Raw genomic sequence first — 991 nt, forward strand, 5'->3', positions numbered from 1 at the left:
ACCGGGGTGATGAGCTCCACCTCGATGGCGATGTTGTCGCCCGGCATCACCATTTCCACGTTGTCCGGCAGCTTCACCGTGCCCGTCACGTCCGTGGTGCGGAAGTAGAACTGGGGACGGTAGCCCTTGAAGAACGGGGTGTGACGGCCACCCTCCTCCTTCGACAGGACGTAGATCTGCGCCTTGAACTTGGTGTGCGGGGTGATGCTGCCCGGCTTGGCCAGCACCTGGCCGCGCTCCAGGTCCTCACGCTTCAGGCCGCGCACCAGCGCGCCGATGTTGTCGCCCGCCATGCCCTGGTCCAGCAGCTTGCGGAACATCTCCACGCCCGTGACAACGGTCTTCTGCGTGGGACGCAGGCCGACGATTTCGACTTCCTCGCCCACCTTGACGATACCGCGCTCGACGCGGCCCGTCGCCACCGTGCCACGACCGGCGATGGAGAACACGTCTTCCACCGGCATCAGGAAGGGCTTGTCGGTGGCGCGCACCGGGGTGGGGATGTAGCTGTCCACCGCCTCCATCAGCTTCAGGATGGACGGCTCGCCGATGTCGCTGGTGTCACCCTCCAGCGCCTTGAGGGCCGAGCCGGGGACGATGGGGATGGAGTCGCCAGGGAACTCGTACTTCTTGAGCAGGTCCCGGACTTCCATCTCCACGAGCTCACGCAGCTCGGGGTCGTCCAGCATGTCGACCTTGTTCAGGAAGACGACGATGTAGGGCACGCCGACCTGGCGAGCCAGGAGGATGTGCTCACGCGTCTGGGGCATCGGGCCGTCGGCCGCGGAGACCACCAGGATGGCGCCGTCCATCTGCGCCGCACCGGTAATCATGTTCTTGACGTAGTCGGCGTGGCCCGGACAGTCGACGTGGGCGTAGTGCCGGTTCTTCGTCTGGTACTCCACGTGCGCGGTGGAGATGGTGATACCGCGCTCACGCTCCTCCGGCGCCTTGTCGATCTGGTCGTACGCCATGAACGTGGCGCCGCCCG

At 65.8% G+C, this 991-nt stretch carries 1 protein-coding gene; it reads right to left on the reverse strand.

The window, feature by feature from the left end; translation table 11 throughout:
• Positions 1–991 (reverse strand): elongation factor Tu (gene tuf / locus G4D86_RS51715; RefSeq protein WP_164003094.1); only part of this gene is annotated, 991 nt, incomplete at both ends.

This window comes from Pyxidicoccus caerfyrddinensis (assembly GCF_010894405.1).
Lineage (GTDB): Bacteria > Myxococcota > Myxococcia > Myxococcales > Myxococcaceae > Myxococcus > Myxococcus caerfyrddinensis.